Below are 23,438 nucleotides of genomic sequence, written 5' to 3'. Positions count from 1 at the left end.
CAGGAATCCCCCATGACGATCAATCGAACGTATCTCAACGCCGGCCTCGGCCTGGGCGTACTGCTTCTGGCCGGTGGTGCCTGGCTGCTGCTGCGCGACGGCCGCCACCAGACCACCAACAACGCCTATGTAGTTGCTGATTACACCGTAGTCGCACCGAAGATCGCCGGCTTTGTCAGCGCGGTGAACGTGGAAGACAACCAGGCGGTGAAGGCCGGTGACGTGCTGGCCCGCATCGATGACCGCGACTACCAGGTCGCGTTGCTGGCCGCCCGCGCCGACGTGGCCAATGCGCGCGCGCAGCTGGCCAACGCGCAGGCGGCGCTGGCACAGCAGGGCTCGCTGATCGAACACGCCCAGGCGAGTGTGGATGTCAGCCGCGCCGAACTGACCCTGGCCAGCGCCGACCAGCAGCGCTACCGCGAGCTGGCCCGCGACGGTGCCGGTACCGTGCAGAACGCGCAGCAGGCGCAGTCGAAGCAGGCCGTGGCCAGTGCACATCTGCAACAGGGACAGGCCGCGTTGTCGACCGCACGCCAGCGCACTGACATCCTCGCTGCCGGGGTGCAGGCCGCACAGGCGGCCGTGCAGCGTGCCGAAGCCGCACAGGCGCGCGCCGAACTGGATCTTTCGCACACCGAGCTGCGTGCACCGATCGATGGCGTGGTGGGACGCCGCGCAGTGCGCGTCGGCGCCTACCTGACCCCGGGCACGCCGGTGGCCGCGGTGGTGCCGCTGCAGCGGGCCTTCGTGGTCGCCAACTTCCAGGAAACGCAGATGACCCGCATGCAGCCGGGGCAGCAGGTCGAACTGACGGTGGATGTATTTCCCGGCACGCGGCTGCGCGGCCATATCGACAGCATCGCCCCGGCCACGGGGGTGACGTTCGCCGCGGTGGCGCCGGAAAACGCGACCGGCAACTTCACCAAGGTGGTGCAGCGCATTCCGGTGAAGATCGTGCTGGAGCCGGAGCAGGCATTGCTGGGCCAACTGCGTGCCGGCATGTCGGTGGAAGCCAGCGTGGATCTGCAGCGTCCGCAGCGGGTGCAGAGCGCGCAGCGCGAGCGGCACCGCACGGGCGGGGAAGGCGCATGATCCGCGTATTCCCGCGTGGACTGGCTGCAGCGGCACTGTGCACGGCGTTGACCGCCTGCACGCTGGGACCGGACTTCGTGCGCCCGCAGGCCGACCTGCCCACGCAGTGGCAGGGCGAAGCGGTGGCTTCAGCTGCGCTGGATGACGACGCCAGCTGGTGGTCCGGTTTCGATGATCCGCTGCTGGGGCAACTGGCGACGCAGGTACTGCAGGCCAATCTCGACCTGCAGCTGGCCGCCAACCGGGTGCAGCAGAGCCGCGCCGCGCGTGGCGTCACCGCGGCCGACCGGCTGCCCAGCGTCGGCGCCACTGCCAGTGGCGTACGCGCGCGCAACAGCGAGGTAGGCCTGAACGATCCGTCCGGTAATGGCGGTCGCGATGACTATGGGCTGTTCCAGGCCGGCATCGGCATGAGCTGGGAACTGGATCTGTGGGGACGCGTACGCCGTCAGGTGGAAGCGGCCGACGCACGCGTGCAGATGGCTGAGGAAGATGCACACGCGGTGCGCATCGCGCTGCTGGCCGAGACCGCGCGTGATTACCTGCAGTTGCGCGCGACGCGCCAGCTGCTGGCCATCACCGAGGATAACCTCAGCATCGCCCACGACATCAAGCGGCTGACCGAAGCGCGCCAGCGCCAAGGCGTGGCCAGCACGTTGCAGGTCTCCAGTGCGGCGGCGCAGGTCGCTTCGCTGCAGGCCCGCATCGCGCCGCTGCGGCACCGCGAATCGCAGCTGCGCAATGCACTCGCATTCCTGCTGGCACAGCCGCCGCAGGCGCTGGATGCGCAGCTGCAGAGCGCGCGCCGCGATTGGGCCGCGTTGCCGACCGTAGCGGTGGGCGTGCCCAGTGAACTGGCCGAGCGTCGCCCGGATGTCCGCCGTGCCGAGGCTGCACTGCATGCTGCCACGGCGGGAATTGGCGTGGCCAAGGCCAGCTTCCTGCCGCGCATCACCTTGAATGGCGATGCCGGTTTCCAGGCCAGGCAGCTGGATGATCTGGATGGCTGGAACGCGCATCGCTTCAGTATCGGCCCGTCGATCAGCCTGCCGATCTTCCAGGGCGGACGCCTGAAGGCCAACCTGGCGTTGAGCAGGCTGCAGCAGCAACAGGCGGCCCTGCAGTTCCGCCGTACCGTGCTGCAGGCCTGGCATGAAGTGGACGATGCCATCGACGGCTATGCCGCCGAACAGCAGCGCGCCGCGCAGCTGCACGTGGCGGTGGATGAGAGCGAGACGGCGCTGGGTGCGGCACGTCGGCAGTACCAGGCCGGCGTGGTCGACATGCTGGATGTGTTGAGCACCCAGCGCATCGCGCTGGACAACCAGGCCGCGCTGGCCAACAGCCAGGCGACCGCCGCGATTGCACGCGTAGAGCTGTATCGCGCCCTGGGCGGCGGTTGGTAAGGCGCAGGATGGGTAGTGCCGGCCGCTGGCCTGCAGATGCCGTATGCATGAGTTGCCGGCCAGCGACCGGCACTATCCTGGCAGGCAGCCCGCGTCAGGCCGCCGGCTTTTCGCGTTTGCGGAACAGCAGATAAGGCCAGATACCGATCAACACCGCTGCGATGACCGTGCCGTAGACCAGCGCGAACACTGACTTGCCCGGCTCGGTCCAGACCATGCCCAGCAGAAGCAGGCCGAACACGATGGTCGGCCCGCCCAGCAGGATCATGGCGAAGGTCTTTATCCGTCCACTGGTGGGCGCATTGGCGAGCTTGCCGACCATGTCGGTACCACCGAAATGCACCTGCAGTGCATCGTTGGTGGAACGGGCGGGCTGCGGTTTTGCGGGTTCCGGCGGCGCTACCGGTTGCTGCAGGTCCATGTCCTGAGTCGCCGACGGCAGCAGGTCCGACAGGTTGGTCTGCTCGATGAGCGCTTTCAGCTTGGGGTCCATGTGCAATCCGTGCGGTCACCGTTGGCGGCGGCACGATACCAGCACACCCAGATGCCGGGTAGTGCCGGCCGCTGGCCGGCAGCTCGGCAAGGTGAAGCCGGTAGTGGCCAACCTTGGTTGGCAGCCTTCAGGAAAGCGCCAACCAAGGTTGGCGCCTACCAGAGCCGGAACTCAACGCACGTCGCGCAGTTCCCAGTGGTGCCCGGCCAGCAGGCGCAGGCGCTGCTTGAACACGTCACTGTCGATGCGGGTGGTGGCCACCAGGTTGATGCGCAGGTCCTTCTGCTCACCGGTCACGGTGGCCTCCGGATCGGTCGCGCCCCACTGCGGCTCCACCGCATCCGGGTCCGGCTGCTTGTCGCGCCAGCGCTCGAACAGGCTGCCATTGCGCAGCGCGTTCTGCAGTTCTTCGGCGAAGCCGGCAGCGCCCTGCGAATGGAAAGACAGGTCGGGGTCGTTGCCGCGGGCCTTGGACGGTTCGGGCAGGCTGATGTGGTACTGCGCAGGCATGTTGATCTCCTTGAGGTGCGGCTAGGCTGGCATAGGCGCGGTGGAATCGATGTGCAGATTCCAGAGCGCGGTTGGCCTTCATTCAAACCGATGCGGCCCATCGGCGAAGCCCACGGTGACCGCGCCCTTGCCGACGTTGACCATGCCGGTCAGGCTCATCACCGATTCGTACACGGTCACGCCATGGTCGGCGCAGACCTCCTTCATCTGCGCATAGCCGGGCAGGGCACGCAGCTCGTCCAGTTCGCCGCCGTAGCTGACGCACACGGTCGGCGTCATCAGGCCGGCGCGTACGCGCTGGCCGACCACGCCGAACAGCTTCAGCACGGCGTTGTCGAAACCCTTGATCTTCGCCACCGGCCCGGTCTGCCCGCGATAGCCATGCAACACCGGCTTGATGTCCAGCGCACTGCCCAGTGCGGCGCTGAGCAGGCCGACGCTGCGGTCGCCCTTGTGCCGGGCGCGGGCACGCATGTAGTACAGGTCGCGGGTGACCATGTAGCCGTGCACGTTGCCGGCCAGTTCCTCCAGCCGCTCGCGGATCTGCTGCACGCTGGCATCACTGGCGCGCAGCCGCACTGCTTCCACCGCCGTCACCGCCTGGGCGGCGAACAGGTTCTGGGTATCCAGCACGCGCAGCGCGAACGGCGAGTTGAAGCCGGCCGCCTGCCGCACCGGCTTGTAGTCGTTGAGGATGGCGAAGCTGGCCTGCAGTGCATTGTCGTGGATCGGGCTGCGGGTCTTGGTGATGGTCATGCAGAACACATGGTCGTAGTCGATCACCAAGCGTTGCAGGAACAGGTCTCGGATCTGGTTGACGCTGAAGGGGATGGTCTCCGCTTCGGCGCCGTGCTCGGCGACGTGCGCGTGCAGGAAGCTGAGCGTTGCCTGCTCGTCGCGGTGGTCGGCGAGCACCGCTTCGCCGATCCGCACGGTGATCGGCAGCAGCACGATGTTGTGCTCGGCAATGAAGTCCTGCGGCAGGTCGCAGGCCGAGTCGACGACGATTCCGATGCGCATCCGCGGCTCCCCCTCCAGGGCGGTTGTAGGTTCGGAAATGTGAAAACTATCTCAAAACGGGACCGGGCGCGCGAGGGAAAAGCGCCGCTCCCTGTTCAGCGACTGCGCTGCACCGCCACCGGCAGGGCCACCGCCTGCCGCCATTCCGGCCGGTCCAGCAGGCTGGGGTCGTCCAGCACCGCCGCCATCAGCGGGTGGGTATCGTTGCCCCAGAACAGTTCGCCGTCGATGGCCAGGGTCGGCACGCCGAACACCCCGGCCTCGATCGCCGCCTCGGTGTTGCGTCGCAGCTGCTCCTTGATGGCCGGCTCGCCAATGGCCGCCTCTACGTCGCTGATACCCAGCCGGGCGGCGGGTTCGCGCAGGGCCTCGGCCGTGTCGCCGGCGCGGCCGTCGCGCCAGATCCAGTCGAACAGCACGTCCACCGCCGCAGTGCTGGCACCGGCGGCCAGGCACAGGCGCAGGGCCGCCAGCGGATTGAACGGGTGCCCGGGCGGGAAGCGCAGAGGGGTGCCCTCGGCCTGCGCAGTCCACAGCAGCTGGCGGTACATGAAGCGGCGCTTGGCCGGGATCTCCGCCGGGCCCAGGTTGCCCAGATGGTGCAGTACCGCACCAAAGGCGATGGGCACCGGTTGGATGCGCCCGAACTGCGGCAGCTGCTTCACCTTCTGCCAGTGCAGGTAGGAATAGGGCGAGACGAAGTCGAAATACCAGCGCAGGGTGGGCATCGATGGCTCCTGGTTACGGTCAGGGCTGCGCGTTGCGCTGCAGGTAGCGGTCGCGCAGTTCGGTCTGGCGCGAGCGCATCGGCATCGCGCGGCCGCCCAGCCAGACCTGTTCGGCATAGTGCGCCACATCCAGCGGATCGCCTTCCCACAGCACCAGGTCGGCACGCTTGCCCGGCTCGATGCTGCCGATCTGGTCGGCCACGCCCAGCACCTCGGCCGGTACCCGGGTCAGCCCGGCCAGTCCGTCGGCCCAGGGCAGGCCGTTGGCCACCGCATTGCCGGCCAGCTGGCGCATCTTGCGTGCGTTGTGCGAGGCATCATCGCGCTGGGCGAAGGCCACCGGTACGCCCGCGCGCTGCAACCGCGCGGCGTTTTCCAGGGTGGCGCCGATCTGGTCGAAGGTCGTCGGCAGGTTGCCCAGCGCGTCCACGAATACCGGCACCCTGGCTGCTGCCAGTTCCGGTGCCAGCTGCCAGGCCTCGGCACCGCCGGCGACGGCGATCTTCACCTTCTCGCGTGCCGCCCAGCGCAGCAGCTGGCGGATGTCGGCCGCGCGGTCCACTTCCACCACGATGCGGCCCTGCCCGAACAGATAGCGGGCGAGCGTGCGGCGGCCGGCCGGGGTCAGCAGCGCATGCGGCGAGTCGGCGGCCACCTGGCCGCGTGCCTCGTCCACCATCTGCTGCAGCAGCATCCATTGCGCCGCGCGCGATTGACCGGTCAGTTCAGATGCTGCAGCACCCAGGCGCAGGAACAGCGCGCGCGGGCCGATCGGGTCGGCACTGCCATCGAAACGCACCACGCCGCCCTGGCCGGCGACGAAGCCACCGCCGGTGGCCGCGCCCAGCGCAGTGAAGCCGATGCCGTCCAGGCGCGCCACCGGAATCAGCACGGACGCCGGGTTATAGGCCAGTGTCACGTCGAACTCCGGGCGCAGCGGCTGCTCGCCGATCTTCAGTGCGCTGTCGACCGTGCTTGATTCACCGGATACTTCCTCGATGCCGATCTCGGTGATGCCACCGAACAGGGCAGGGGTCAGCATGCGGCCCTTGGCTTCGACCACCGGCACACCGGCCGGTGCGGACAGGCCCCGGCCCACCGTACGGATGATGCCGCCCTGCACCAGCACATCGGCGTCTTCCACGTTGCCACGTGCGCTGGCGGTAGCGACGGTCGCACCGCGCACCAGCAGGTCCTGCGCCGAGGCTGCGGTTGTCATCAACAACAGCGCAGCCAAGGTAGCGCCGGGCCATGCCCGGCGGCGCTTGTTCAACATGCCCATCAGCGCAACTCCTGTCCAAGCTGGAAATCCGACCGCGGCGTTGCCGATGGCGTGCTGCGGTCGTACACACGGCGGCCATCGACGAACACCTGCTCGGCCAGTGCATACGAACTGAAGGGATTGCCGTTCCAGATCACCACGTCGGCCATCTTTCCGGCCTCCAGCGTGCCGGTCTGCGCCTCGATGCCCAGCGCCTTGGCGGCGTTGGCGGTCATCCAGGTGATCGCGCGTTCCGGCGCGATCTCCGGCATGTGCGCGCGGCGCGCGGCGGCCATCACCTTGGCTGCCTCCTGGTTCAGGCGCTGGATGCCCTCGGGCGAGTCGGAGTGGACGATGGCGCAGCTGTTCTTCGGCCGGTCGACCAGCGCGATGTTCTCGGCGATGCCGTCGAAGGCTTCCATCTTGAAGCCCCACCAGTCGGCCCACAGTGCCCCGCACACGCCTTCGGCCGCCAGCCGGTCGGCCAGTTTGTAGGCCTCCACGCCGTGGTGGAAGGCGGCCACCTTGAAGCCGAATTCCTTGGACAGGTCGAGCATGGTGGCCATTTCATCGGCGCGATAGCAGTGGATGTGCACGCGGATATCGCCCTGGATCGCACCGGCGAGCGTATCCAGCTTGAGGTCGCGCTTGCCGCCGGCATCACCGGCGCTGTCGCCCTTGTCGCTGCCGAACCAGCCCTTGCGCTTGGCCGGCTTCGGCTTGTTCTTGGCGATGTAGTCGGCTGCGTCGATGAAGGCTGCGCGGTAACCGGCCACGTTGCCCATCCGCGTTGCAGGTGCCACGCCCTTGCCGCCACCGTAGACGCGCTTGGGGTTTTCGCCGCAGGCCATTTTCAGGCCCCACGGCGCGCCGGGGAACTTCATCGCCTGGTAGGTGGTGGCAGGCACGTTCTTCAGCGTTACGCCGCGGCCACCGACCAGGTTGGCCGAGCCGGGCAGCACCTGCATGCTGGTCACTCCGCCTGCCAGCGCCGCCTGGAAACCGGGGTCCTGCGGCCATACCGAGTGCTCGGCCCAGACGTTGGCGGTGACCGGCGCGGTCATCTCGTTGCCGTCGCTGTGCGCGCCGACACCGGGGCTGGGATAGACGCCCAGGTGCGAGTGCACGTCGATCAGGCCGGGCGTCACCCACTTGCCGTCGGCGTTGATGCGGGTGACGCTGGCATCGACCTGCAGCGCATCGCCGACGGCGACGATGCGGCCATCGCGCAGCAGCACATCGGCGTTGTCGAGGCGCTGGCCGGTGCCGGTCAGCACCGTTGCGTTCTGGATCAGCAGCGGCCCATCGGGGTGCGCCTGGTAGGTGCTCGGGTAGGGATCGGCCACGAAGCGCGAAGCGCCCACGGCCGGCGCCGTGCTCAGCGATACCAGCGCCAGACCCAACCCGGCGCGCAACAACGTCGATGTCATGCAGATCCCCTTGGCAGCGTGTTCAACCCACCGACGCTAGCCGGGACGGCGGCGGTTTGCCAAGTGACGTTGGGCAGGGGCGCAGTAGGGACTTTTCCGACATCAAGTATGTGAAAAATGTATTAAGTTCTCGTGACGCCCGCCGATAGCGTCATGCGGGTGAGCGCGCGCTGACTCGCCGCGCAGGTGTTCCCACACAGCTCCATGAGGGAGCAGCACCTGAAACAATCCATGGAATCAAGGACGTAATCCCCGATGACTGCTGCAACGTCGTATCGCTCCACCTCTCTCCGTCGTTCCTTCCTGCCTTCCCCGCTCGCATCGGCCATCGTAGGCTCGCTGCTGATGGCAGCCACCCTGCCGGCACTGGCGCAGGGCAACCTCGACGACCTGTCCCGCTACCAGTACCAGCGCAGCCTGCAGGCTGCATTCGCTGCGCCTTCGCAGTCGGCCTTCGCCGCGCCGGTTGCAGCGGTTGCAATGGTTGCACCGCCGGCCACCACCCCGGAAACGCCGGTGATGGGCAAGGCCGGCGATCGTGCCAGCTGGCGCACCAGCGAATTCAACCGTGACTGGGGCCTGCAGGCCGTCAATGCCGACGCCGCATACGCGCGTGGCTTGACCGGTGCCGGCATCCGCCTGGGCGTGTTCGACAGCGGCTCGGGCCTGGACCATGACGAGTTCGCCGGCAAGGATCACCGCAGCCTGCGCATCGCCGATCTGTTGCTCGACGGCAGCCGCTGCACCAACACCACGCTGATCGACGGGCCCGATGCCTGCTTCGCCAGCGACGGCGATGACGTGTCGATCGATTACGTTGTCTACGACGACAGCGTTCCGCAGGCGATCCGCGACATCATCGAGTCTGATCCGCGCTACCAGCAGGCGGGGATCGCCTTCCAGACCCATGGCACCCACGTGGCCGGCACCATCGCGGCCAACCGCGACGGCAACGGTACCCATGGCGTGGCCTTCGGCGCGGACCTGACCGCGGCCAAGCTGTTCTTCAACAGCGCCCAGATGTGGACGGACGTGGGCGGCGGCGACTACCGCGTCGTCACCGTGGGCGGCGTGGGCCCGGACGGCAGTGCGTTCGAGAGCATGTACGCGCAGATGAACGCCCAGGACGTGCGTGCGGTCAACCACAGCTGGGGGCTGACCAACGAGCCCACCGATCTGGCCACCCAGGACCAGCTGTATGCCGCCAACGCCGAGTATCTGGACATCTTCGCCGAGGGCTCGCGCAGCAAGGGCATGATCCAGGTGTGGGCCGCGGGCAACAACAACGCCAACGCAGCCACGCCGGAAGCCGCGCCGATCGCCGGAATCTACGCCACGCTGCCGCGCCTGTTTGCCGATATCGAGCAGAACTGGCTGAGCGTGGTCAACGTGCGCCAGGACAGTGCCGCCGGGTACATGCTCGACGTCAGTTCCAACCGTTGCGGCTACAGCGCCAACTGGTGCCTGGCCGCCCCGGGCACCGACATCCTGTCCACGGTCTACGGTGCCGATTCGGCGCTGGATGCACAGCTGCTCCAGGATTCACAGGGCAACGTCCTGCTCGACGTGCTCGAGCGCGTGCCGACCTACAGCTACGATCTGATGACCGGCACCTCCATGGCCGCACCCCACGTTACCGGTGCCCTGGGCCTGCTGTTCGAACGCTTCCCGTACCTGGACAACGCGCAGGTGCGCGACGTGCTGCTGACCACCGCCACCGACCTCGGTGCGGCCGGCGTGGACGACGTCTACGGTTGGGGCCTGATGAACCTGGCCAAGGCCATCGAGGGCTACGGTTCGCTGCGCGTGGATACCAACGTAGTGATGAACCAGAAGGCCGGCGGCCTGAAGGTCTGGGAAGGTGACGCCTGGGATGACTGGACCAACGATATCGGTGGCCCGGGTAAGCTGACCAAGAGTGGTGCCGGCTGGCTGCGCCTGAGCGGCGACAACAGCTTCAACGGTGCTGTGGTGCGCGAAGGCGTGCTGGAACTGGATGGCGTCAATACGCTGACCAGCGCAGTGGACGTGGCCGGTGGCACCTTCCTGTTGAACGGCACGCTGAAGAACACTGCATTGAACACCCAGGGCGGCATCAGCCGGGTCAACGTCAGTGGCGTGCTAGACGGTTCCAACCTGACCATCAATGGCGGCGTGCTGTCCTTCAACGGCGTGCAGACCGGCGGCACCACCTTTGTCGGCCAGAAGGGCACGCTGAAGGGTGTTGGCCAGCTGGGGGACACCACCGTGGCCGGCACCATCGCACCGGGCAATTCCATCGGCACGCTGACCATCAACGGCGACTACGTGCAGACAGAGACCGGCGTATACCAGGCCGAGGTGGCACCGGGCAGCCGCAGCGACCAGCTGCATGTCACCGGCACCGCCACGCTCGGCGGCACCCTGGTGGCGCTGCCGGAGCCGGGCATCTACTACCTGGGTGAGCAGTTCAACTTCATCCGTGCCGATGGCGGCGTGAACGGACAGTTCGCCATCACCGACTTCAGCACGTTCTCTCCGTTCATGCAGTTCAACCTGGCCTACGGTGCCACCGGCGCACGCATTGAAGTGACCCGCGGCAACTCGCTGGCCAGCTCGGCCAACACCGCAAACCAGCATGCCGTGGCTACCGTGGTCGATACGCTGGCGATCAACCAGGGGCTGCCCAAGCCGTTGACCACGCTGTTCCCGCAGCAGGTGGGCGCAGCGCTGGACAGCCTCAGCGGTGAACTGCATGCAGCCACGTCGATCGCGCTGGTCGAAGGCAGCCGCCATGTCCGCGATGCGGCGCTGTCGCGTCGTGCGGGTGCGACCTCTCCGGGCGGTGACGAAGCGGCCGCGACCGGTGTGTGGGTGCAGGCAATCGGTGGCAGTGGCACGCTGGATGGCAATGCCAACACTGCCCGCACCGAGGCCAACAGCAACGGCCTGCTGATGGGCGTGGACCGCCAGTTCGGTGGTTGGCAGGTGGGCCTGCTGGCCGGCACCGGCCGCACCGACGTCAAGCAGCAGGACGGCCGTCGGGCGAAGTCGAAGATCGACAACACCCACTTCGGTGCATACGCCAGCCACAACTGGGGCGGTTTTGGTCTGCGTGGCGGCCTGGCGTGGAGCGAGCACGACATCGACAGCACCCGCGAACTGGCATTCGCCGGCTACAGCGATACGCTCAGCGCGCGCTACGACGGGCGTACCCGCCAGGCCTTCATCGAAGCGGGTTACCGTTTCGGCGGCCGCGAGGCAGGCCTGGAGCCGTACCTGCAGGTGGCACGTGTTGAAGTGGACATGAAGTCGATCAACGAGCGCGGTGGCGCGGCGGCCCTGCAGGGTGACGTGGACGATAGCCGCACCACCCTGGCTACGGCCGGTGTGCGCTTTGACAAGGGTCTGAAGGCTTCGTTCCAGCAGGACAGCTGGCTGCACGTGCGCGGCGGGGTGGGGTATCGCCACGCTTCGGGCGACCGCAACCCGATGGCCAAGCTGGGCTTTGCCAGCGGCGGCGATACCTTCGCGGTCAGCGGTGCGCCGATCGCCGACAGCGCGGTGGTGGCCGAACTGGGCCTGTCGGCCTGGCTGACGGCCAACCAGCAGCTGGAACTGGGCTACACCGGCCAGTTCGGCGATGAAAGCCGTGACCATGGCGCCAATCTGCGTTGGTCCGTGCGTTTCTAAGCCTGCCGGTTGCCAAGGCAAACCCCGGGAGGGCGGCCGCAGGGCCGCCCTTCTTCGTTGCCGCAGCCGCATGTATGGCGGGGGCGGGCGGGGGCCTACAATATCGGCCCCACGCCGTACCGGAGCGCCCATGAAGAGCAAGCAGGACATCGTCGACAACTGGCTTCCGCGCTATACCGGCGTGCCTCTGGACCAGTTCGGCCAGCACATCCTGCTGACCAACTTCGGGGGCTACCTGCATACGTTCTCCGCGCTGACCGGGGCGCCGGTGATCGGCCTGGACCGGCCGATGGCCAGCGCCACCATCGACGGCATCACCATGATCAACTTCGGCATGGGCAGCCCCAATGCCGCGATCATCATGGATCTGCTGTCGGCGGTGATGCCCAAGGCCGTGCTGTTCCTGGGCAAGTGCGGCGGGCTGAAACGCAAGAACGAGCTGGGCGACCTGGTGCTGCCGATCGCGGCCATCCGCGGCGAGGGGACCTCGGGCGACTACCTGCCGCCGGAAGTGCCGGCCTTGCCGGCCTTCGCCCTGCAGCGTGCGGTTTCGACCATGATCCGCGACCTCGGCCATGATTACTGGACCGGCACCGTCTACACCACCAACCGCCGGGTCTGGGAGCACGACGAGGCCTTCAAGGAGCGGCTGCGGGCGATGCGCTGCATGGCCATCGACATGGAAACCGCGACGATCTTCGCTGCCGGCTTCGCCAACCACATTCCCAGCGGGGCCCTGCTGCTGGTTTCAGACCAGCCGATGATCCCGGACGGGGTGAAAACCGAGGCGTCCGACGCCAAGGTCAGCTCGCAGTTCGTGGAAAACCATATCCAGATCGGCATCGAGGCGCTTAAGCTTATCCGGCGCAACGGCAAGTCGGTCCGCCACCTGCGCTTCGACGAATGATGATGATGGCCTGGCGCGGCGCGCCGGCCCTGGGGAGTAGGTGATGGACGTTGCCGCGCAAGTGGTGGAATTCTGGAAGGACGCGGGCCCTGAAAAGTGGTTCGCCCGCGATGATGCGTTCGACGCGCGGTTCCGTACGCTGTTCGCGGACGAACACCACGCTGCCGCATCGCGCGCGCGCGAGCACTGGCTGGGCAGCGCCGAGGGCGCGCTGGCGCTGATGCTGCTGCTGGACCAGTTCCCGCGCAACTGCTTCCGCGGCACGGCCCATTCCTATGCCACCGATGGCCTGGCACGGCACTACGCCACGCGCGCGATCGAGGAGGGGCTGGACCTGCAGCTGGTCCCCAAGCTGCGCGCCTTCATCTACCTGCCGTTCGAGCACTCCGAAGATCCGCTGGACCAGGACCGCTCGGTCGCGATGTTCGACGTGCTGGGTGACAAGGAATACCTGCAGTACGCCGAACTGCACCGCGACATCATCCGCCGCTTCGGCCGGTTCCCGCACCGCAATGCGGTGCTTGGCCGCATTCCGTCGCCGGAAGAACTGGATTACCTGGCCGAAGGCGGGTTCGCCGGGTAACCGGAACGTCAGCCCCCGCGCTTGGGGCACGGAAGGAGTAGATCCACGCCATGCGTGGATGGGCTCAACAAAAAACGCCGGCTTTCGCCGGCGTTTTTCCTGTGCATCAAGCGCAGCCGATCAGTACTTCGGTACGCCGTTGTCCACTTCGTCCGACCAGGCATCGATGCCGCCGGTGACGTTGAACACCTTGCTGAAGCCCAGCGCACGGAACTGCTCTGCTGCCTGCGCGCTGCGGCCACCGTGGTGGCACAGGAAGGCCAGGGCGGTGTCCTTGGGCAGGGCTTCCAGCTCGGCGCGGCCATTGCCATCGAAGCTCTTGAACGGCACGCCGACAGCGGCGATGGCGCGTTCTTCGGCCGGGCGCACGTCCACCAGCATCACGTTGCCGGCACGCACCAGGTCGTCGGCATCACGCACGCTGATTTCCTGCACCGGCTTGGGCGCGTTCGGGTTGTCGATCGCCAGGCCCTTGCCACGGATGTCGTCGACCCAGTCGATGGTGATGCCATCGGCGCGGCGGGCGCTGGCCAGGTCGAACTGCACGCGCAGGCCGTTGGACTCGGCGGCGATCGCGCCTTCATCGTACGGGGCCAGCTGGAAGTTCGGCTGGAAGCGGGCATCGATGCCCAGCTGCAGCGACGCACCCGGCGAATCGGCCAGCGCGCCCTTCAGCATTTCCACCGCGGCCGGGGTGACGGTGATGCGCGGCGGGGTGCGGTCCGGTGCAGCCAGGCCCAGCACGCTGCTCAGCTCACCGCTGGCGGCCATCTGCAGCACGATGTCGCTGCCGCCGACCAGTTCGCCGTCGATGTACAGCTGCGGGATGGTCGGCCAGTCGCCATAGGCCTTGATGCCTTCACGGATCTCCGCGTCAGCCAGCACGTTGACGTGGGCGAACTCCACGCCCAGGTCCTGCAGGGCACCCACGGCCTTGGCCGAGAAGCCGCACTGCGGCATCGACGGCTGGCCCTTCATGAACAGCACGACGCGGTTGTCGTTGAGGATGGTTTCGATGCGCGAACGCAGGGCGGGATCAAGGGACATGGCAGTCATGGGTCCGAAAAATTCGAATCATCAATTCTACCCCCCATGGCATCATGGGGCATGACCAACGCAGGAACATTGCATCGCATCCCGACCCGGCCCTGGCGCTGGGTGCCCTGGCTGGTGCTGTCGCAGCTGGCCGTGATCCTGGTCTGGGTGCTGGCGGGCTGGCACTGGGGCCTGGCCCTGATGGTGGCAAGCCACGCGTTGTTCATGGTGCCGGTGTTCCTGCCCAACAGCCGCTTCTACGCGCCGGTGCTGAGCCGGTTGCCCGAGGCTGGCAACAGCGTCTGGCTGACCATCGACGACGGCCCCAGTGAACAGACCCCGGCGGTGCTGGATCTGCTGGACCGGCACCAGGCGAAGGCGACCTTTTTCCTGGTCGGCGAGCGCGTATTGGCGCATCCGGCCTTGGTGGAGGAGATCCTGCGTCGCGGACACGACCTCGGCAACCACAGCCACAGCCATCCGCAGGCGCGCTTCTGGCGGCTGGGCCCGGGCACGATGGCGGCGGAGATCGAGGGCTGCCAGCAAGCGCTGCAGGCGGTGAGTGGGCGACCGGTGCGCTGGTACCGCTCGGTGGTGGGCATGACCAACCCGTTCGTGGCGCCGGTACTGCGCAAGCTGGGCCTGGTGCGCGTGGGCTGGAGCGCCCGCGGTTACGACGGTGTCGGCTGCACCCCGGATGGCGTGCTGGCGCGTCTGCTCCCGGACCTGCGCCCGGGCGCGATCGTGCTGCTGCATGAAGGTGCCGCACATGGCCACAACCTGGCCATCATCGAACGGGTGCTGCAGGTGCTGGACGAGCGCGGCCTGAAGGCGGGGTTGCCCTGCAGTAATTCAGCCTCCCCTCGAGATCACGTCTAAGCGCATGCAGTAGGGCAACTGCGGGGACATGCTCAACGGCAGAACCAGTGCATTGCAGTGTGCCGGGCATGCACCGATTACCCCGCTCATTGACCTCAGGAAACGGCCTGGCGAAAGTAATTGTTCCGGATGCGGGTGATAGTGTGGAATTTAGCCCCGAGGCCGGAATCATGTGCCCATGTACGCGCGCCTTCTGCTCTACATTTCCAAATAATATCGCGGCAATGACGGCGCAAACTGCTAGGAATGAAAAGGCCGCTGTTTGCCAGCCCAGCCTAGGTAACGGGGACTGACACATCCATACGAATCTCTTCGTGTTGCAGATACTGCTTCTTTACGAAAAAGCTGCGCACCACCTTCGGCTGACATATCGGGACGTGCGTCCTTATTCAGCTGATTCATAGCTCATTCGCTTGGCTGTTATCGTTCGGGCCCTGAGGTACTCCGGGGGGGGATGCATGTGACCGACCAAGATAGATCCAGTCAGGATGCCCAGCTGCGTGTGCAGGCGAGGCCCGCACTTTCAGCGATATTTCTTTCTCGCCGAGATTATCTTGGCCAAATCTCTGGATTTGGCATGTTGGCGCGCATGTCCATGCACTGCCGCTCGAGTATTCTATTTCGATGACCTTGAGGTCGATGGGAGAAGTTTTGCTTCTATCGGATGCCTCGGCCTGCATGTGGATCTTTCTTGCGTGCCCGTTTCCAACTAGTGCTACGATCTTGGTGCCTGATTCTTGCTCTGAACTCATGATGTTTCTAAAAATTTCGTCGGTTTGACCAGGTCCCTCACCCCCTATCGCCCGAATGTAAATTTTCGCGCCAGTATGCTTTAGTTGTTTAATCCTCTCCAGCATCTGTAGCATCGCAGAACTAGTCTTTCCGTCTTGGAAATCACGGTTCCAGAATGGGGAAGAAGAAATTACTTCGTTTTTCTCCTTTTGGGTCTTGGCTTTCATGAAATCATCAAGCGTTGACTGTTCGCTTGGCGGGTGTTCGATGCCAACCGTAACTGGTGCGCTTCTGGCAATGTTGCACACAAGCTCCGCAACAAAACGCGGCGCTTCATTTGTTCCATGAATTTCTCCGAAAATAATGATTCTCGGCATACTATTCCATGCGGCTGGAACGGCTTCACAATTTTCGTTGGCCGGGTCTTCTTGGTTGTGGAAAAACAATAAATATATTATTGCGAATGTGGAGATGAATGTCGCCACTGCCATCATGGTCGCAGCTGTAGCTCTCGATTTCACAACGCGCGAGCCTGATTTATTTCTAGTTCGAGCGACATTTTGTGTGTCGTGCTGAATCTCTCCGAGGCTAGATAATCGGAAAGATTGGGCCACTGCTCAGGAGTTAAGGTTATTCCGCATTCGCGACATGGGAAGTCGCAGAACTCTCCGAGAATCGCTATCTCCAGGCATCTCTCCTCGATCCAGAGGAATTGCCCCTGCTCGTTAACTTCAAGAAACACATAATCTCCATCCTCGTCTCTTACAAGATCAATGCATCCAAAGCGAAGATTCATTTTCTTCATGAGGCATTCGATTTTGTCCGCGATCTCCCCGGGAATTTCATATGGCTCGATGGAGACTTTGTTTGGCAGGTCAACGCGCCAATCGGATTTTGTGTTTTCTTGAGCCTGCGATTCTATCTTTGCCGAAACAATTTTTGATCCAAGGAAATTTGCTCGAATTTCATATTTTTTTTGAATTTCTTCTTGATATATTCCCGGGCATAGCTCCAGTGCTCCGCTGTTTTCTAGCATCTCGTCGGTCACGGGGGTAGTGTATTGGACAAGTGACCGATTGGACTCATTCCAAAATCCGGGATGAAGTGGTTTGTACACTGTTCCGCCCTTCTGCCTGGAGACAAACTTTCGGATTTCGCGAGCGCTGTTGCTCATCAGGGTCGTAGGGATTTTGAGACCCGAAGCCGCGGCCAAATTCAGTTGACGGGCCTTGCTTCCGGCAACGTAGTGAGCGGGCAGAGGGTTTATCCATTTGCAGCTTTCTGGGAGGTTGGCAATGAGGCCGGCGCAGAACGACCGGCACTCACCGGCCACGTAGTGCAGGTTGCCGGAATGGACGCCGCTTAGCTCGAAGACGGATGTATTGGGTCTTCTTAGCCATGTGGCGGTGGCATTCCTCAGGTTAATAGTGTTTTCTTCGGCGGCGTCTATTTCCCCGAACACTATGGATTGAGCAAGATCATCCGCCTTCGATATCGAAATAGTTATGGGTTGCTGTGTTGGAAAATTCGAGAAGTGAATGAGATGGTGAGGAATCTTTTGATGATTAAGCGCCCATGAGACCGCGTCTCCGTGGATGTCTTCCTTGAATCCGACAATCAGGATTGTCATGGTTTGATATTCCGTGGAATTGGCTTCGATACATTCACCAGAATTTCAGAAAGAGACGGAATTGTTTTTCCGCCTCTTTCCGGTTAATAAATGGTGGAATTAGCCGAACGTCGGTGGGATGTCAATGAAGTCATCGTTCTGAATGCACTGCATGGACGTATTGCAGTTGGTGTTTCTCCCGCCGGACACCATGTCAATTTCCTCTCGGGTCACCTCGCGCGCCACCTGTCGTCCCAGCACCCTCACGTTTTCCGGAGTAGTCATCTGCTTTATGTCCTTTTGATAGCCCACATTGGGCAATTTTTTTGCCAGTTGGTGCGTGGACCGTCAATTGGATGGCGAGACTGTTGATTTGTGCATTGAGTTGCGATAGGTGCGCAGAGCGGGGCGTGAATTGTCGTCCGCAGACCGAACTGTCACGGCCTCTCCCTACCCATGCAGATAGGGCTGTATCTGAGAGATTATGTGGAAGGGAGCAGTGAGGCGCCTGGCGTTCCTCCAACTCCGCAGAATTGCTGGCTTTCGAAGAAAAAGTTGATGGTGTCAGTCATGGCGCCTCTGACTTCATTGCGGCTTTATCTTCGCTGCTTGAAACAATCCAGGAAGCACGAAGCGCCGGCCCCGCCAGAGGGCAACTCAAGAGATCGTGAATGTGTGGATGAATTCAGTTCGTCGCTTTCAGCCGGGCCTAAGGGATTTTTCTGTTCCGGCTTGCGGTCATTTGCGACTCGCTTACGCGGGTCGCCGCGTCAGAGCGTCTCTATAAGCGCTCGGCCACCAGCAACCAGCTGTTGAACGGCGTGCGCCCATGCAGCGGACGCAACGGAGCCACCTGCATGCCGGCAGCCGCCAGCGTGGCCTGCAGCCGCTGCGGATCCGGGTAGTGACGCGGTCGCGTGCCCATCCAGCCGACCAGCCAGGCCAGGCGGTCAGCCACCCGCGTGGTGCGGTCGCGGCGGTCGCCGGTCGCCAGTGGCGTGCGCAGCAGCAGGCGGCCACCGGGCGCGACCCGCGCGCTCACCGCGCGCAGCAGCTCCAGTTGCGGCGCTTCGTCCAGGTACTGCAGCACATCCAGCAGCAGCACATGCCCACCATGCACCGGCAATGGCGCCTGCACATCCAGACAGTCGAACCGTACGTCGGCCAGGCCGCTGCCGGCGCGCTGCGCACGGGCGATCTTGTCGCTGTCCACGTCGACCCCGAGATACCGCTGCTGGCGGCCGCGCTGGCGCAGCACATGCGCGAACAGGCCCAGCCCGCAGCCCAGATCGAGCACCGGCTGGCCGTCGTCGGGAAGGTGCTGCAGTACGCCGTCATACAGCGGGTCGCTGCCCAGCTTGCCGCGCGTGTAGTAGTAATCGCGGCGGCTGCCCCAGGCCTGCATCGGCCGGAAGGACTCGGCGATCAGGCGCGCCTGCCCGGCATCCAGTGGCGAACAGGGCAGGGGCGTGCCGTTCCGTGGCGTGCCGTCCATCGTCTCAGTCCGTCCTGCCCAGCAGGTGTGCGGCCACCGGCAGCGCACGCGCGCTCCACAGCGCGTACATCCGTGCGGACGGGTGCAGGCCATCCTCGGCGATCATCGCCGGGTCAGCGCCGGTGTCGCGGCTGATATCGGTGATGTCGACGAAGGCCACGCCCTGCTGGGTGCTGATCACCTCGGCGGCAGCGTTGAACTCGTCGGTTTCCAGTTCGATCTGGCCCAGGTCGCGACCGCTGCCTGCACCGTACGGCGTGGTGCCCCAATCCGGGAAGGACAGCACCAGGACCCGGTCCGCACGGCCGCCGGCAAAACCAATCGCGCGCTGCAGCAGGGCCTGGAACTGCACCTGGTACTCGTCCAGCGGACGCCCGCGATACTGGTTGTTGACGCCGATCAGCAGGCTGACGAAGTCGAACGGCCCTTGCGGCGCAACGTCGTTGATGCCGGCATCGAGCTCGTCGGTGGTCCAGCCGGTGGTGGCGATGGTCTGCGGGTCGCCCAGCGCGATGCCCTGCGCGCGCAGGGCGGCGGCGAGCTGATGCGGCCAGCGGCCGTCGACCGCGACCGCTTCACCGATGGTGTAGGAATCGCCCAGGGCCAGATACGACGAGCCCATCGATCAAGCCACCGACCGGCGGGGCTTCAGCGGCACCACCTTGGTGGCGTCTTCGGCACGGCGGGCGAGGGCGCGGTCGATACGGGCGAACACGTCGCGCATCACCGACGCCTCCGGCAGCAGGGTCACGCGGAAGTGATGGCGGTAAGGCACGTTGAAGCTCGAGCCCGGCACCACCAGTACGCCGTCGTTGTTCATCAGGTCGAGCGCGAAATTATGATCGTCGAAGCCCTTGGCAGCGGCACCGACCACGGCCGGGAACGCATACAGCGCGCCGGCGGGGGCAACCAGCGACAGGTGCTCGCTGGCCTCGCAGGCTTCGATCACCGCACGACGGGTTTCATACAGGCGGCCACCCGGTGCGCACAGCTCCGAAATGGTGTCCGGACCGTTCACTGCGGCGTCGATGGCGTACTGGCCCGGCACGTTGGCGCACAGGCGCAGTGCGCCCAGCAGGTCCAGCGCGGCGCGGAAGTCGCCCAGCCGCGCGTCGTCGCCGCTGAGGTGTGCCCAGCCCACCCGCCAGCCGCAGGCGCGGTGCACCTTGCTCAGGCCGCCGAAGGTCAGGCAGGGATGGTCACCGGCCAGCGGTGCGACCGGCTGGAACACCGCGTCGTCGTACAGGATCTGGTCGTAGATCTCATCGACCAGCAGCAGCAGGTTGTGGCGGCGCGCGATCTCCACCACCTGCTCCAGCAGCTCACGCGGGTAGCTGGCACCGCTGGGGTTGTTCGGATTGATCAGCACGATGGCGCGGGTGCGCGAGGACACCAGCGTCTCGATCTCGCTCGGGTCCGGCTGGAAGCCGTTCTCGGCGGCGCAGCGGTAATACACCGGGCGGCCGTCGTTGAGGATGGTCGAGGCCGACCACAGCGGGTAGTCCGGCGAGGGCACCAGCACTTCATCGCCCGGGTTGAGCAGCGCACGCAGTGACAGGTCGATCAGCTCGCTGACACCGTTGCCGACGAACACGCGGTCCGGATGGGCATCCGGTGCGCCACGGCGGGCGTAGGCGGCGGCGATGGCCTCGCGGGCGACCGGCAGGCCCTGCTGGTGGGTATACGGATCGGTGCGGCCCATGTCATCGGCGATCGCGCGCTGCAGGTGTTCCGGTGCACGAAAGCCGAAAGCGCCGGGATTGCCGATGTTGAGCTTGATCAGCTTGTGGCCCTGCGCTTCCAGCTCCCGGGCTCGCCGTGCCAGTTCTCCGCGGATTTCGTAGCGCACTTCGGAAAGGCGCTCGCGGATGACCAGGGGTTTGGGCGAGGGAGTGGACATGGGCGGTGGGCCGCAAAAGGCATGGGGCTTCCATGGTAGCGGAATTGCTGCAGCGCATGGCAAGGGCCGCAGGGCCCGCCAACATTGGGCTGGGCGGCACCACACAGGTAGAATGGCGGCGATGACCCAGACCCCCGATTTCACCGCTCTGCAGACCATTGGCTGGCCCTGGCCGGGCCCGCCGCAGCAGGCCGACTGGCAGGCTGTGATGGCCGCACACCCGCAGGCCCACCCGGCGCGGGTGATCGAGCAGCATCGCACCCACTATGTGGTGGCTGATGGCCCGGAGGCATCGATCAAGGCCGAATCGCTGCCGGAGTGGCAGCGCCCGCGCTTCCCCAGCCACGAACGGCCGGCGGTGGGCGACTGGGTGCTGCTGGATGGCATCCGCATCGTTGCCCTGTTGCCGCGACGTACCGCCATCAAGCGTGGCGCTGCCGGTGAGCATTACCACCAGCAGGTGATCGCCGCCAACATCGATACCGTCTTCATCGTCTGTGGCCTGGATGCGGACTTCAATCCGCGCCGTATTGAGCGCTACCTGCTGCTGGCGGGCGGTGGCGGTGCCGAACCGGTGGTGGTGCTGACCAAGGCCGACCAGACCGAGTACAGCGAAGATGCGCTGGCGGTACTGGAAGAACTGGAGATGCAGGGCATCGCCCTGCACGCGATCAATGGCCTGGATGCCGACAGTGTTGCAGTGCTGGAGCCGTGGCTGGGCCCCGGCCGCACGGTGGTGCTGGTGGGTTCTTCCGGTGCGGGCAAGTCGACGCTGACCAACACGCTGTTGGGCGAGCAGCGGATGAAGACCAATACGGTGCGCGCCAACGATTCGCGCGGCCGCCATACCACCACCCACCGCGCACTGATGCCACTGCCGATGGGCGCCTGCCTGATCGATACGCCGGGCATGCGCGAACTGAAGCCGACCGGCGAAGAAACGCTGGCCGAAGGCGGTTTCGCCGACATCGAAGCGCTGGCCGCGCAGTGCCGCTTCCGCGACTGCATGCACCAGCAGGAACCCGGCTGTGCCGTGCGTGCGGCGATCGATGCCGGCGAGATCGAAGAGAGCCGGCTGCTGAACTACTTCAAGTTGAAGGAAGAAGTGGCCGCCGCCGCCGCCAAGCTGGCCGTGCGCCAGGCCGAGACCGCGCAGGAACGCGGTGGCAGGAAGGGCAAGAGCCAGCAGTTCCGCCCGGCGGGCAAACCGCGCCGGCGTTGACCCCGCGGTGCCGGAAACCCGCTTCCGGTAGGTGCCAACCTTGGTTGGCACGGAGGCGCCCGAAGCCGGCCTCTGCCCGCTCTTGGTGGGTGCCAACCTTGGTTGGCACGGAGGTGTCCGAAGCCCGCCGTCGGCGGATGCCAACCAAGGTTGGCACCTACCAACGCGCGGGCAGGGCGTTATAGTCCGCCCATGGAACCGACCGCGACGCTGGACCGTGACGTGGCCCACCATGCAGCGCTCGATGCGCGCCTGGTCGAGGCCGTAGGAGGCATCCGCCTGCTGGGCCTGACCAGCTGGCCGGCGACACTGCAGGCACCCTTCCTGGACAGCGTGGCCCGTGGCCAGCCGACGCTGCCGGTGGTCGACTACCCGAAGCTGGACTTCAGCGACGAGCGTCGCGCGCTGGCCGCGCTCGCTGCCGAGTGTGACGACAGCCATCCGCTGGGCCATTACGTGCGGCAGTCCGCGCAGAGCTGGGATCTGGCAGCGCAGCTGCTGGAAGGCCTCGGCACCGCGGCCGTCGATGCCTGTTCGATGCAGTTGTTCGGTTCGCCCGAGCAGCCGTTGCCGGGCAACGGACCGAGCACGCGCGATGCGGCGCGCCACTTCATCCAGATTGCTGCCGAACTGGATCACGAACTGCTGGCACCGGAAGAGCAGGTGCCGGTTTCGGCGATCGCCCTGCAGCTGCAGCTGCAGAATGATCTCGATGCGTTCTTTGAATCACGCATCATCCAGGTGCAGCTGGACCCGGAGCTGGTCTCGAAGGCGGCTGCCGGACCGACCCGCATCCGCCTGCGCACCAGCGCGCGTTTCAGCGCCTACGACCGCGCGCAGCTGTTCCACCACGAAGCGCTGGTGCATTCGTTGACGGCGTTGAACGGTCGCGCGCAGCCGGTGCTGCCGAGCTTGGCGCTGTCCTCGCCACGGGTGACGGCCACCCAGGAAGGACTGGCGACGTTTGCCGAGCAGATCACCGGCAGCATCGACATCGAGCGCCTGAAGCGCATCAGCCTGCGAACCGAGGCGATCGCGATGGCGCGCGAAGGTGCGGACTTCATCGAGGTGTTCCGCTACTTCTGCGATGCCGGGCAGAACCCGGAAGAGAGCTTCGCCTCGGCTCAGCGGGTATTCCGCGGTGTGCCGCCGAGTGGCGGCCTGGCCTTCACCAAGGACACGGTGTACCTGCGCGGTCTGGTGTCGGTGCATACCTTCTTCCGCCATATGCTGGCCGAGGATCGCCTGCAGGTCTGCCGCTGGTTGTTCGCCGGCAAGATGAGCCTGACCGATGCGATTGCGTTCGCTCCGCTGTTCGAATCGGGCGTGCTGAAGCCCCCGCGCTGGCTGCCGCACTGGATGAGCCGGGCCAACGGCCTGGCTGGCATGCTGGCGTTCTCGCTGTTCGCCAACCGCATCCGGATGGACCAGCTGGCGCCGGAATGAAATGCGTTGGCGGGA

Annotated in this window: 20 protein-coding genes; 8 read left to right on the top strand and 12 right to left on the bottom strand. The window is 65.4% G+C overall.

The genetic code is table 11. The features are described 5' to 3' along the window. Nucleotides 1-12: 12 nt before the first annotated feature. Nucleotides 13-1,095, top strand: coding sequence for an HlyD family secretion protein (locus tag ABIA73_RS16760; protein ID WP_354276048.1), 1,083 nt, complete (start codon nt 13-15; stop codon nt 1,093-1,095). Next, on the top strand, nt 1,092-2,501 hold the full coding sequence (locus tag ABIA73_RS16755) for an efflux transporter outer membrane subunit (RefSeq protein WP_354276047.1): 1,410 nt from the start codon (nt 1,092-1,094) through the stop codon (nt 2,499-2,501). Before ABIA73_RS16760 ends, ABIA73_RS16755 begins: the two co-directional genes overlap by 4 nt. A 94-nt stretch (nt 2,502-2,595) precedes the next feature. Here ABIA73_RS16755 and ABIA73_RS16750 read toward each other — a convergent pair whose 3' ends face one another. The 6 genes from ABIA73_RS16750 to ABIA73_RS16725 all read right to left on the bottom strand — a co-directional run bounded on the left by ABIA73_RS16750 (nt 2,596) and on the right by ABIA73_RS16725 (nt 7,943). Next, nucleotides 2,596-2,994 (bottom strand): hypothetical protein, encoded by a 399-nt coding sequence (locus ABIA73_RS16750; protein ID WP_080149858.1) that lies wholly within the window; start codon nt 2,992-2,994, stop codon nt 2,596-2,598. Nucleotides 2,995-3,165: 171 nt separating this feature from the next. Beyond that, nucleotides 3,166-3,504, bottom strand: coding sequence for a hypothetical protein (locus ABIA73_RS16745; RefSeq protein ID WP_025874099.1), 339 nt, complete (start codon nt 3,502-3,504; stop codon nt 3,166-3,168). 78 nt (nt 3,505-3,582) lie between these two features. Then, nucleotides 3,583-4,524, bottom strand: coding sequence for a DegV family protein (locus tag ABIA73_RS16740; protein ID WP_025874100.1), 942 nt, complete (start codon nt 4,522-4,524; stop codon nt 3,583-3,585). A 95-nt stretch (nt 4,525-4,619) separates the two neighbouring features. Then, complete coding sequence (locus ABIA73_RS16735; protein ID WP_354276046.1) at nt 4,620-5,252, bottom strand: 2-hydroxychromene-2-carboxylate isomerase; 633 nt, start codon at nt 5,250-5,252, stop codon at nt 4,620-4,622. A gap of 19 nt (nt 5,253-5,271) precedes the next feature. Further along, nucleotides 5,272-6,534: an amidohydrolase family protein gene (locus ABIA73_RS16730; protein WP_354276045.1), complete on the bottom strand. Its 1,263-nt coding sequence runs from the start codon at nt 6,532-6,534 to the stop codon at nt 5,272-5,274. Continuing rightward, the gene (locus ABIA73_RS16725; protein WP_025874103.1) at nt 6,534-7,943 is read right to left on the bottom strand and encodes an amidohydrolase; all 1,410 of its coding nucleotides are present in this window, start codon (nt 7,941-7,943) and stop codon (nt 6,534-6,536) included. Before ABIA73_RS16725 ends, ABIA73_RS16730 begins: the two co-directional genes overlap by 1 nt. Before the next feature lie 255 nt (nt 7,944-8,198). Between ABIA73_RS16725 and ABIA73_RS16720 the strand changes: the two genes are divergently transcribed. The 3 genes from ABIA73_RS16720 (at nt 8,199) to ABIA73_RS16710 (ending at nt 13,105) form a co-directional block, all read left to right on the top strand. Beyond that, entirely contained in the window at nt 8,199-11,615 is a 3,417-nt protein-coding gene (locus tag ABIA73_RS16720) for an autotransporter domain-containing protein (protein ID WP_025874104.1), read from the top strand. Between the two features lie 130 nt (nt 11,616-11,745). Further along, on the top strand, nt 11,746-12,522 hold the full coding sequence (locus ABIA73_RS16715) for an AMP nucleosidase (RefSeq protein ID WP_025874105.1): 777 nt from the start codon (nt 11,746-11,748) through the stop codon (nt 12,520-12,522). Between the two features lie 43 nt (nt 12,523-12,565). After that, complete coding sequence (locus ABIA73_RS16710; RefSeq protein WP_032975420.1) at nt 12,566-13,105, top strand: DUF924 family protein; 540 nt, start codon at nt 12,566-12,568, stop codon at nt 13,103-13,105. Between the two features lie 120 nt (nt 13,106-13,225). Here ABIA73_RS16710 and grxD read toward each other — a convergent pair whose 3' ends face one another. Next, nucleotides 13,226-14,152 (bottom strand): Grx4 family monothiol glutaredoxin, encoded by a 927-nt coding sequence (gene grxD / locus ABIA73_RS16705; RefSeq protein WP_025874107.1) that lies wholly within the window; start codon nt 14,150-14,152, stop codon nt 13,226-13,228. A 60-nt stretch (nt 14,153-14,212) separates the two neighbouring features. Here grxD and ABIA73_RS16700 point away from each other — a divergent pair, with 60 nt between their 5' ends. Then, a complete protein-coding gene (locus ABIA73_RS16700; protein ID WP_354276044.1) occupies nt 14,213-15,019 on the top strand; it encodes a polysaccharide deacetylase family protein in 807 nt (268 codons plus the stop codon). A 398-nt stretch (nt 15,020-15,417) separates the two neighbouring features. Here the strand turns inward: ABIA73_RS16700 and ABIA73_RS16695 are convergent, their stop codons facing one another. The 5 genes from ABIA73_RS16695 to ABIA73_RS16675 all read right to left on the bottom strand — a co-directional run bounded on the left by ABIA73_RS16695 (nt 15,418) and on the right by ABIA73_RS16675 (nt 20,755). Continuing rightward, nucleotides 15,418-16,242: a TraB/GumN family protein gene (locus ABIA73_RS16695; protein WP_354276043.1), complete on the bottom strand. Its 825-nt coding sequence runs from the start codon at nt 16,240-16,242 to the stop codon at nt 15,418-15,420. 26 nt (nt 16,243-16,268) lie between these two features. After that, nucleotides 16,269-17,381, bottom strand: a complete 1,113-nt coding sequence (locus ABIA73_RS16690) for an MvdC/MvdD family ATP grasp protein (RefSeq protein ID WP_354276042.1) — start codon at nt 17,379-17,381, stop codon at nt 16,269-16,271. A 760-nt stretch (nt 17,382-18,141) separates the two neighbouring features. Beyond that, the gene (locus tag ABIA73_RS16685; protein WP_100436888.1) at nt 18,142-18,855 is read right to left on the bottom strand and encodes a class I SAM-dependent methyltransferase; all 714 of its coding nucleotides are present in this window, start codon (nt 18,853-18,855) and stop codon (nt 18,142-18,144) included. 4 nt (nt 18,856-18,859) lie between these two features. Continuing rightward, on the bottom strand, nt 18,860-19,477 hold the full coding sequence (locus tag ABIA73_RS16680) for an SGNH/GDSL hydrolase family protein (protein WP_354276041.1): 618 nt from the start codon (nt 19,475-19,477) through the stop codon (nt 18,860-18,862). Nucleotides 19,478-19,480: 3 nt separating this feature from the next. After that, on the bottom strand, nt 19,481-20,755 hold the full coding sequence (locus ABIA73_RS16675) for a pyridoxal phosphate-dependent aminotransferase (RefSeq protein WP_025874111.1): 1,275 nt from the start codon (nt 20,753-20,755) through the stop codon (nt 19,481-19,483). 112 nt (nt 20,756-20,867) lie between these two features. Between ABIA73_RS16675 and rsgA the strand changes: the two genes are divergently transcribed. Together rsgA and ABIA73_RS16665 are read left to right on the top strand one after the other, a co-directional pair. Beyond that, nucleotides 20,868-21,977, top strand: coding sequence for a ribosome small subunit-dependent GTPase A (rsgA, locus tag ABIA73_RS16670; protein WP_502960553.1), 1,110 nt, complete (start codon nt 20,868-20,870; stop codon nt 21,975-21,977). A 192-nt stretch (nt 21,978-22,169) separates the two neighbouring features. Beyond that, nucleotides 22,170-23,423, top strand: a complete 1,254-nt coding sequence (locus tag ABIA73_RS16665) for a flavohemoglobin expression-modulating QEGLA motif protein (RefSeq protein WP_025874113.1) — start codon at nt 22,170-22,172, stop codon at nt 23,421-23,423. Nucleotides 23,424-23,438: the final 15 nt, after the last annotated feature.

The sequence above is a fragment of the Stenotrophomonas sp. 2694 genome, from assembly GCF_040548715.1.
Lineage (GTDB): Bacteria > Pseudomonadota > Gammaproteobacteria > Xanthomonadales > Xanthomonadaceae > Stenotrophomonas > Stenotrophomonas indicatrix.
The sequence above is the reverse complement of the archived record's forward strand: the minus strand, read 5'-3'. Positions and strand labels throughout refer to the sequence as shown.